Source organism: Streptomyces clavifer, assembly GCF_036345975.1.
GTDB lineage: Bacteria > Actinomycetota > Actinomycetes > Streptomycetales > Streptomycetaceae > Streptomyces > Streptomyces clavifer.
In genome coordinates this window covers 171,786-181,526 of record NZ_CP107793.1, presented here as the reverse complement: position 1 = coordinate 181,526, position 9,741 = coordinate 171,786, and the positions used below count along the sequence as shown (strand labels likewise).

Annotated in this window: 8 protein-coding genes; 3 read left to right on the top strand and 5 right to left on the bottom strand. The window is 70.6% G+C overall.

Annotated elements, in window-relative coordinates:
- Positions 1–155: 155 nt before the first annotated feature.
- Complete coding sequence (locus OG927_RS00760; RefSeq protein WP_124283349.1) at positions 156–761, top strand: GOLPH3/VPS74 family protein; 606 nt, start codon at positions 156–158, stop codon at positions 759–761.
- Between the two features lie 369 nt (positions 762–1,130).
- On the opposite strand, the gene OG927_RS00755 is transcribed toward OG927_RS00760, so the two are convergent.
- Entirely contained in the window at positions 1,131–1,685 is a 555-nt protein-coding gene (locus tag OG927_RS00755) for a YciI family protein (protein WP_056790026.1), read from the bottom strand.
- A 175-nt stretch (positions 1,686–1,860) separates the two neighbouring features.
- Between OG927_RS00755 and OG927_RS00750 the strand changes: the two genes are divergently transcribed.
- On the top strand, positions 1,861–2,238 hold the full coding sequence (locus tag OG927_RS00750) for a hypothetical protein (RefSeq protein WP_242424420.1): 378 nt from the start codon (positions 1,861–1,863) through the stop codon (positions 2,236–2,238).
- A gap of 32 nt (positions 2,239–2,270) precedes the next feature.
- Here the strand turns inward: OG927_RS00750 and OG927_RS00745 are convergent, their stop codons facing one another.
- Positions 2,271–2,627, bottom strand: coding sequence for a hypothetical protein (locus OG927_RS00745; RefSeq protein ID WP_056790033.1), 357 nt, complete (start codon positions 2,625–2,627; stop codon positions 2,271–2,273).
- Positions 2,628–2,953: 326 nt separating this feature from the next.
- Between OG927_RS00745 and OG927_RS00740 the strand changes: the two genes are divergently transcribed.
- Positions 2,954–6,298: a S8 family peptidase gene (locus OG927_RS00740; RefSeq protein WP_056790034.1), complete on the top strand. Its 3,345-nt coding sequence runs from the start codon at positions 2,954–2,956 to the stop codon at positions 6,296–6,298.
- Positions 6,299–6,605: 307 nt separating this feature from the next.
- Here OG927_RS00740 and OG927_RS00735 read toward each other — a convergent pair whose 3' ends face one another.
- From OG927_RS00735 to OG927_RS00725, 3 genes are read right to left on the bottom strand one after another with little or no spacing between them, the layout of a single operon-like run.
- Positions 6,606–7,274 (bottom strand): hypothetical protein, encoded by a 669-nt coding sequence (locus OG927_RS00735; RefSeq protein WP_330319497.1) that lies wholly within the window; start codon positions 7,272–7,274, stop codon positions 6,606–6,608.
- Positions 7,271–8,791 (bottom strand): sensor histidine kinase, encoded by a 1,521-nt coding sequence (locus OG927_RS00730; RefSeq protein WP_056790037.1) that lies wholly within the window; start codon positions 8,789–8,791, stop codon positions 7,271–7,273. Before OG927_RS00730 ends, OG927_RS00735 begins: the two co-directional genes overlap by 4 nt.
- Before the next feature lie 2 nt (positions 8,792–8,793).
- A complete protein-coding gene (locus OG927_RS00725) occupies positions 8,794–9,477 on the bottom strand; it encodes a response regulator transcription factor (RefSeq protein ID WP_056790040.1) in 684 nt (227 codons plus the stop codon).
- Positions 9,478–9,741 lie beyond the last annotated feature (264 nt).

The window sequence follows — 9,741 nt, the reverse complement described above, 5'->3', positions numbered from 1 at the left end:
CCCGGTGAGCCCTTCACTCGCGTGCACGAGGGCTTGGCCGCGGCGGCCGGGGCGATACTGATCGTGGACAGTCGCGTCGCCGCCGGGCCGAGCTCGGATGCGGACCGGACCGGTGGGGCGACGAACCTTTGTCGATGTTCTGAGGGGAGCCGTTCATGACCACGGCGAAAGACCTGTTCATCATCGCCATGGACCCGAGGTCGAAGCCTTCCGTGGGACAGGGCGACCTGTCGCTCGCACTCGCGGGAGCCGAGCTCATCGATCTCATCGCAACGGGGGCGGTCACCGTCGACGGCGACCGCGTCGTGCCGGGTGCACCAGCGGCGCTGGACGACGGGCTGCTGAGCGAGGCTGAGGCGGGGCTCGCTCGACAGGCGCCCCACGAGCGGATCGAGGACTGGCTGTGGCGCCGGGGCCGAGACCTCTCGGCTGTGTACCAGACCGCCCTCCAGGAGGCCGGTGAGCTGACGCGGAAGCGGGACGGCCGGTTGCCCTTCGGCCCGGAGCGCGTCGAGCCGGCCGATACGCCGGCACGCCGCCGGGCAACCGAGCGCTGGGAGGAGCGGGAACCCGTCCTGGCAGCCCTCGCCGCGGTCGTGGGGATCGACGGTGAGCGATCCGAGGACGAGTCCGACCTCGATGATGAGGCGGTGACGACGGTGGTGGCCGTTGTCCACGACGCGGTGATGGAGCTGGAGGCCGTGCGCCAGAGGCGGTCCATCGAGAACTCGGCGTTCGCCAATCTCTGGCGCGGACCGTGAACCCGGCTCGGACCGGGGTTCGGGGGCGTGGTCGGGTCCGACGGCCGGAGTGAGCCGTTGGACCCGACCACGCCTCCCCGCACGTCCGTGGTCCGGCCCCGGCCGGGTCACGAGGACTGCACGCGAGCTCCGCCGTCCGGGCGCGGAATGAGGAACGTGTACGTTGCTCGCGCGCTGCGTGCCCGGTACCTGGGCCCGCCGCGCGCTGCACGGCGGTCTCCGCTCTCTCGTGCGGACTGAAGGTTCTTCAGCGCGAGCCCACGAGCCCACCGGTGTGCACCAGGTCCATGTCGCCGTGAATTCCGGTGCGGCACGGGGAGGCCGAGGGATCCGGATGTCCTCGGCGGTGGCGCCAGGTGAAGGCCGTGGCTATGAAGGGCGCCCACCGAACTGCCAGTTGTGCACTTCTATGGTGGAGTACCGGTCCGGTGTGAGGATGGCGCGAGCCGTGTCCGGGTCCGGTGCCCTGGCCAACACGGCCGTGCCGAGCCAGGTGGTGCCGTCGTCGGACAGCAGTGGCCCGTACGCGATCAACCGGTCCCGGTGGTCGGGCGGTACCACGAGGTCGGCGGCCGGCCCCGTGCCGAGGCCGAGCACCAGGTATCGGTTGCCGCCGGTCCGGCCGCCGGGGAAGTCCCACATGGTGCTCCTCAGCGTGTTGCGCCACCGTCGCAGCAGCACGTCCCGGTAGACGCCGGCCTGGTAATTCGGCTCGTCGAAGGCGAACGCGCGGGCAGCGGCGGGATCGGGCAGGTCGACGATGTGCACGCTTCCGGTGGGTGTGTCGCCGTCGTCGGCGAGGGTCGGACCCCGAGCGATCATCTCCTCCGCGTACCGGTCCATGAATGACCAGTGCTCTTCCAGAAGTGCGTCGCGCAGCGGCAGCGAGCCGGGCCGGTCGCGGTGGTAGCAGAGGAATTCCATGCCCCATGATCTCCACACGGACGTGGTCAGGTCGAGCGGGTTTCCCTGCCCCGGCCGGCCCGGGGCAGCGGCGACATGGGGCCTGAGCCCAAGAGCGTTCTGTGGTGTTGACGGGGGGTGTTTGGTGCGGCGGCCCTGCATGGATGATTGCGGGGTGTTGGTCCACATAGAAGCAGTGCGCCAGATCTCCGGCGGCGCTGCGATGGTTCGGGTGCGCTCGGAGGCGGGTGTGGCCGTCGCGCTCTGGTGCGGAGCCCCGACGGATGTGGGCTGCGAGCGTCATGTGGAGTGGACCGTCGATGACGACGTGGCCTGGGGTGGTAACACTCGACCAGCGGAATTTCCCTCGCCCGCGTTGAGTGTGAACGGCCGTCAGGTCGTCTTCCGAGGTCGTCTCAGACTCACGGGTGACGGCGGGGTGGTGCTGGACGTGGATGGCTCGCAGATCCTGTTCGACGTCGCCGATCCGCCGCCACCCATTGCGGTTGACGGGACGTGGGTCGAGATCAGCGTCGAGCGCGACAGCGTGAGCCTGTATCCCTGCCTGCTGTGACGCACACGAGGGCGAATCGACTCCGCCGGCGTTCAGCTGTTTCGCCGGTTCCGGGTTGGTTCGCGGGTGAGTCCGCGGCTCGTGAGGGCGGCCATCGCCAGGTGGATCGTGGCCTCGGAGCAGTGCGGGTGGGTTTCGTAGTCGCCGGCGGGGCGACGGTCGTTCATGAGCCGGGCCGTGGTCCTCTCGACGACCCGGCGCCGAGAAATGCCCTCGAATCCCTTCTGGCGCGATTCGCGGCGGGTGACCTCGACGTCGATGCCGAGGCCGGCGCCCTGGTCGACGGCCTCGGTCCGACAGCCGGTGTCGGCCCACCCCCAGGGCGTGCGGTTGGTCGACCTTGTGCGCCCGCAGCAGCTGACGGAACTCGCCCAGGGCGTGTACCTCATCGAGACGCAACGACCCTGCCGAAACGGACTTTTGCGCCCTGAACGATGAGCTCCCGTCGCACTGTTCGCGCGTGACCCGAACCATGGCACCGGACCCGACCGGGTGGGAGAGCTCCGGCTGCTCATCGCTGCCACCCATCGCGTGCTCGGCGATCACCAGGGGTTCCGGTGTTCGCAGTCACGCTCGAACGGCTGTTACACAACGATCATTGAGTGCGTCTGAGCGACCCCGGAATACTTCATGGCCCAGGGACGTACGGATTCGAACACGTCCCCGTGCGGGCTGGGCCTTCGCCCGCCCGCTTCACTCCTGAGCAGGGACAATCTTGCGTAAACGATCAAAGAAGGCGTACGCCGTCGTCGCCGCGGCAGCCGTCGTCCTGACGGCGGGCATGACCGGCCCGGCATCGTCGACGACCACCAGCCCGGACACGCCATCCCCTGTCGAGGCCGAGGACTTGGGGACAGCGGGCAGGACCGTGCACACCGTCACCTTGATCACCGGCGACCGGGTCGACGTGGACTCCCGTGGCCGGGTCGGCGGTATCGAGCGGGCGAAGGGCCGGGAGGACATGCCCTTCTTCACTCGGACCCAGAACGGCCACACCTATGCGGTGCCACGTGACGCCCGGCGGCTGATCGCCGACGGCACGCTGGACCAGCGGTTGTTCGACGTCACAGAACTCGCCGAACCGGAGGCCCGCAAGGCCAACCGGGCCGGGCTCAAGGTGATCGTGGGCTACCGGGGATCGGCGGCCAAGTCCGCCCGTGCCGGGGTTCGTTCCTCCGACGGCACCACTCTCCGCCGGACCCTGTCGGCCCTCGACGCCGATGCCGTCACCAGTGCCGCCGCCACCGACAGCAAGGGCTCGCTGTGGGACGCCCTGACCCGTGAGCAGAACGACGGTTCGGCGGCAACGACTTCCGGTATCGCGCAGATCTGGCTGGACGGCTCGCGGAAGGCGTCGCTCGACCGCAGCACCGCCCAGATCGGCGCCCCGGCGGCCTGGGCCCGCTCCTACGACGGATCCGGTGTCAAGATCGCCGTCGTGGACACCGGGATCGACGCCACCCACCCGGACCTGACGGGCCGGGTCGTGGCGGAGCGGAACTTCAGCGGTTCCCCGGACGCCCGGGACCGCGTCGGACACGGCACGCACGTCGCCTCGGTCGCGGCAGGCGCGGGGTCCAAGGACGCCCGGTTCAAGGGAGTGGCACCCGGAGCCCAGTTGATCAACGCCAAGGTGCTGGACGACCGGGGCGTCGGTGACGACTCCGGCATCCTCGCGGGGGTCGACTGGGCCGTCGCGCAGGGTGCCGACGTCATCAACATGAGTCTGGGCAGCCCCGATACCCTCGGGATCGACCCACTGGAAGCGCAGGTCAACAAGCTCTCCGCCGAAAAGGGCGTCTTGTTCGCGATAGCCGCAGGCAACAGCGGGCCGGGGCGGGGCACCGTCGCGTCACCGGGCAGCGCCGACGCAGCCCTGACGGTCGGCGCCGTCGACGACGACGGCCTGATGGCCGACTTCTCCAGCGTGGGGCCCCGCACCGGGGACGGCGCCGTGAAACCCGACATCACTGCGCCGGGCGTGGAGATCACGGCGGCCGCTGCGACCGGCACCTCGGGGCAGAACCCTCCCGGATACGTGAGTCTGAGCGGCACGTCCATGGCGACCCCGCACGTCGCGGGTGCCGCGGCGATCCTCAAGCAGAAGAACCCCACCTGGACGGGTTCCCAGATCAAGGCTGTCCTGACCGGCTCGGCCAAGGACGGCTCCCACTCGGTGTTCCAGCAGGGCGCAGGACGGCTCACCGTCGACAAGGCGATCGACCAGACGCTCGTCTCCGAACCGGGCTCGGTCGTCCTGGGAACCCAGGCGTGGCCCCATACCGACGACACACCCGTCACCAAGCAGGTGAGGTACCGGAACAACGGGACCGCCGACGTGACGCTGGACCTGTCGCTGGCGGCGCCCACCAGCGGCGACGGACAACCCGCCCCGACCGGCTTCTTCACCCTGGGGGCGCAGCGGATCACGGTCCCGGCGGGCGGCGACACCGTCGTGGACCTGACGGCCGACACCCGGCTCGGCGGTACGGTCGACGGCTCGTACTCGACCACGGTCGTCGCATCCGGAGACGGCCAGACCGTGCGCACCGCTGCGGCGGTGGAGCGTGAGAGCGAGTCGTACGACGTCACCTTCAAGACCGTCGGACGGGACGGCGCAGCCAGCACTACCTGGCAGGCCGACCTGAAGGGCTACCGCGGGTCCGCCGCTGGCCAGCGGTTCTTCCCGGACCTGTCGTCGGGCACCACCACGGTCCGGTTGCCGCGCGGTACCTACAGCCTCGCTGCCGACATGCTGGTCGACCCTGCGGCCCCGCGGAAGGGCGCCGACCTGATCAACAATCCGCAGCTCGCGGTGACCGGTCCCACCACCGTCACCCTCGATGCCCGGACCACCCGGCCCGTCTCCTTCGAGGTGCCGGACGCGTCCGCACGCCCCACGCGCGCCGGAATGATGTACACGCTGGACACACCCGAGACGTTCATCATCGAGGGGGGCGAGTTCAGCAGCTTCGACAACCTCCGCACCGCGTACCAGGGTTCCGCGATGGACGACGGCGCCCTCGCCCAGCAGTGGTCCGCGCACTGGGAGCGGGGTACCAGCGAGTACAACGTCCTCACCGGCGGCCCGGTCCGGGAACTGGCCACCGGCTACAGCAAGACCTACACGCTCAAGGACATGGCCCTGGTGAAGGCGAGGACCGGGTCGTCCGTACCCGGCCTCGACGGTGCCCTCGCGGCACACGGCATCCTGGACTACGGAGGGGGCGTCGAGGCCGCCTACACGGTGCGGTCGACACCGGGAACGCGCAATGTGTATCTGTCCACGGCCGACGGGGCCGCATGGAACATCGTCGCGGGTGTCGTGGGCGAGACGGACCCGGAAGGTTACTGGAGCTTCGACTCGGCCTACCAGTTCGACGAGCCGCGGCGGTTCGCGGCGGGGGAGACGTACACCGAGGACTTCAACGTCGGTGTCATGGGGCCGCGGATGAAAGCAGACGACGCACTCGTGCGCGACGGCGACGACATCTACGGCGCGTTGCCTCTGGTCAGTGACGGCTCGGGCCATTTCGGGGTCGCCCGGTACTCGGGTGCGAGCACCACCATCCACCGCAACGGCCGGCTGTACGTACAGAAGGACGCTGCCATCGACCAGGAACCCTTCACACTGCCGTCGGAAGCCGCTGCGTACACGGTGGCGACCACGATTCACCGGAACCCGACGTTCAACCGCACCGGGACCCGGATCGACGCCTCGTGGACCTTCAACTCGGCCCGCACCGACAGCCCGACCAAGCTCCCGGTGTCCACGGTCCGTTTCCTTCCCCGGCTCGCGCTGGACTCCACCGTTCCGGCAGGCGGCAAGCAGACCGTCCCCGTCGAGGTGCAGGGTGCGGCGGCCGGCACCAACCTGAAGGACCTGCAGGTCCTGGTGTCGTACGACGACACGAAGTGGCTGCCCGCCCCGGTCAAGGCGGACAGGATCACGGTACGCGCCCCGGAGAAGGGCAAGGCGATATCCCTGAAGGCCGTCGTCACCGACAACGACGGCAACCAGTCGACGGTGACGATCCACGACGCCTTCTTCGGCAGGTGAGGCGCTCGGAATCGGAACCGACGGGGGCGCACGAGTGCGGGCGACCGCGGCCTGCGGGACACGGTCCCGGGTGAGTCGAGGGCAGTGGCCCGCCGGAACGGAGGTTCCGGCGGGCCACTGCCCTCCCGCGCGGGCCCACCGTGAAGCCCGTCGACGCTGCCGGGTGTCAGGACGCGGGGCCCTCCCCGTGTCCATCGGCCGGCTGCGTACCCGGGCCCGGCGAGGCCGAAGGCAGCCCGGGCGACACCGCTCGCGCACGGGCCCTCCGCGCCTGGTGATCGGGTGTTCGCGGGCCTTCCGCCACGGCTCAGCGTGCGGGGACCGGGACCGCGCGAACGGGGCACTCTGCTGGGGCAAGGCGGCCTTCCTGCCCGACCAGGCTCACGGACACGGCCCCCTGCGCATGCGCCGCGTACGCGGCCGTGCAGACGATCTGGTCGCGGGCGGCGGCGGTCAGCCGTGCCACCCGCAGGTCCAGCCCGACCTCGACGGTGCGGTCACCCCTCACCATCCGGTCCGCGTCCTCCGCCACGCGGGGCAGTGAGGGAGCGTTGCGGAACCCGGCCCGTCGTTCGGCCTTGTCCGGCCCGGCGAGCAGGGCCCTCACGGCGGCGAGCGGCGAGAGGTTCTCGCTCATCCCCCCACTCGACGAGGGCGAACCGCCGCCAAGGCCGTCATGCCCGTCCGGCTCGTCCGCGAGGGCCGAGGGATCACCCGGCCCGGCTGAGCCCTCGAGGGAACCACCCCGCCACGGTGTATCGACGGTCCGTGGAACGGGCCGCAGTTCGTCGTCGGGGGAGAGGAAGAACAACAACACACGGCCCTCGCGCGGGGGAAGCAGATCGGCCACAGCCGGCTTGCCGGCCTCGATCACGTCCGTCTCCTGAATACCGCAGCCCACGAGCGGCCCGCCGACGAGCACCAGCACCGCGGTGAGCCGGACCGCCCGGCGCGCCCGGAACACCCACTCGCTCACGCGGTGGTCTCCTTCCGGGCGCGGCCGGCCGCCGGCCTCCTGCCACTCTGCGCAGACAGGGGGCCGCCCGGCGCGCCGCACCCGGACGCGGGCCCGTCGAAGGGCAGCTCCACAGTGAACAGCGCGCCACCGCCGGGTGCGTTCTCCGCGCTGATCGTGCCGCCGTGCAGCTGGATGTTCTCCACGGTGATCGCGAGCCCCAGGCCACTGCCGGAGGAGCGGGTACGTGCGGCATCCGCCTTGTAGAAACGGTCGAAGATGTGCGGCAGCGCGTCCGGGGCGATCCCGGGGCCGCTGTCGTGGACCTCGGTGATCAACACGTCGCCGCGCACCGACAGCCGCACAGTAACCGGTTCGGCGCCGTGGCGAAGGGCGTTGCCGACCAGGTTGGCCACGATGACGTCGAACCGGCGAGGGTCGAGGCGGATACGGAAACCGTCAGGCAGCTCGGCACGGACCCGGCCGAGCCACTGCCTGCCGGACAGGGTGCTGCGCACGGCCTCGGCCGCATCCACCTCGTCGGCGTTGAGCTCCGCCGCGCGGGCGTCGAAGCGGGAGATCTCCATCAGATCCTCCACGAGGACGGCCAGTTTGCCGGTCTCGGCACTGATCAGGCGCACCGCCCGAGCGGTGTCCGGGGCGAGCGTCCCGGCGTCCTCGTCCACCACGTCCGTGACGGCGAGCATACCGGCGAGCGGGGTGCGCAACTCGTGCGAGACGTCCGAGGCGAAGCGCCGGGCCCGCGCCCCCGCCTCCCGCAACTCCTCGACGGAGCGTTCGAGGCGGGCTGCCGACTCGTTGAACGTCCTGGCCAGGTCGGCCATCTCGTCCCGGCCATGTACCGGGATGCGCGTGTCGAGCTGCCCACCGCCCATGGAGCGCGCGGCCCGCCGAAGCTCACGGACGGGGCGCAACACGCTGCGCGACGCGAGCAGTGCGGGCACCAGGGCCACGGCCAGCCCCGGCAGTGCGCCGTCGCGGGCAGCGGTCACCAGGGCGTTGATGTCCACCTCCTCGTTCGTCATGGGCATCACAGCGAAGAGGACCAGTCCGCTCGGCACCGCGTCGCCACCCGCGACCACCCGGGTCATCACCGGCATCCCGATCGTCAGATACGCGCTCCCGTCCTTGACGACCCGCTCGAAGCTGCCGTGCGGCGACGTGAGCGTGGTGCGGCGCAGCTCCTGGGTCAGGACGCCGGAGACGGGACGGTCACCCGAGGAGGCGCGCAACGAGCCGTACTCGGCGAAGACGATCCATGGGTGGGGTTTGGCGCGCGCCGCGATGTCGTAGAGGTACCACCGCAGCGAATCCGGGTCCAGGGGCAGGCTGGGCACGAACTGCTCGACCTCCTCGCGGAAGGAGGCGACGGCCGTGTCCTGCGCACGCACGAGGACCGCACTCCGTGCCTCCCGATAGGTCAACGCAGCCGTCGTGACGGCGCTGACCGCGGCCACCAGCAGGAACGCGATCACCAGCCGGGTGCGCAGCCCGAACGCGGCTGTCGCTCCAGGCATCCTCACAGCGGACCGAAGCGGTAGCCGAAGCCCCGCAGGGTCTGAATGTACCGAGGACCGGAGGACGGATCCTCGATCTTGGTGCGCAGCCGGCGTACACAGGCGTCCACCAGACGGACGTCACTGTGGTAGCTGTGCCCCCAGACCTCTTCCAGGAGCCGCTGGCGGCTGAAGACCTGTTCGGGTACCGCGGAAAGGTACAGCAACAGCTTCAACTCGGAGGGCGCGAGGGCGATGCGCTCGCCCGACGTGGAGACGGTGTGTCCGGCGCGGTCGATGTCGAGTTCACCGTGGCGCTCAACGGCGGGTCTCGCGTCGACCGGGGATTCGATGCGGCGCAGCACCGCACGTATACGGGCCTCGATGACCTCGGTCCGGGCGGGTTTGACGATGTAGTCGTCCGCACCCGCGTCGAGGCCGACGACGATGTCCGAACCGTCGCCGCGTGCGGTCAGCATGATGATCGGCAGCTGGCTGGTCTCGCGTACCCGGCAGCACACCTGGACACCGCTCATGGCGGGCAGCATCAGGTCGAGAAGCAGGAGATCGGGGCGAAAGGCGCCCAGTGCCTCCAGACCGGCCTCGCCGGTCTCAGCGGCGAGGACCTCGTGCCCGCGTCGGAGCAACCCGATCTCGACACCCTCGCGTACCGAGGGGTCGTCTTCGACGAGAAGGACGCGTGGCATGGCAGGGCTCCGGGGGCGTGGGGGAGGGGGAGTCGTAAGGGTCCGGCGACTGATCCGTGAGGGCCGGACCGGGGATCGGACGACGGCGTCCGTGGCCGTGATCCGCCCGCGTCCCCGGTCAGCGCGCGGCCCGCCTCAGAGGTGCCGGTGCGGCCGCCGGCGCGGGCAGTCGGCGACACGGCGCAGCAGTGCGTGCGGTTCGGGCGGCCACGGAATTCGAACCGACCGCACCAGCACGGCGGCGACTCCCTCCGGCGCCCCGCC

Excerpts from the sequence above, each read along its gene's own strand:
- OG927_RS00760 (WP_124283349.1), top strand. The coding sequence starts at position 156 with ATGACCACGGCGAAAGACCTGTTCATCATCGCCATGGACCCGAGGTCG.
- OG927_RS00730 (WP_056790037.1), bottom strand. The coding sequence starts at position 8,791 with ATGCCTGGAGCGACAGCCGCGTTCGGGCTGCGCACCCGGCTGGTGATC.
- OG927_RS00745 (WP_056790033.1), bottom strand. The coding sequence starts at position 2,627 with ATGAGGTACACGCCCTGGGCGAGTTCCGTCAGCTGCTGCGGGCGCACA.
- OG927_RS00755 (WP_056790026.1), bottom strand. The coding sequence starts at position 1,685 with ATGGAATTCCTCTGCTACCACCGCGACCGGCCCGGCTCGCTGCCGCTG.
- OG927_RS00725 (WP_056790040.1), bottom strand. The coding sequence starts at position 9,477 with ATGCCACGCGTCCTTCTCGTCGAAGACGACCCCTCGGTACGCGAGGGT.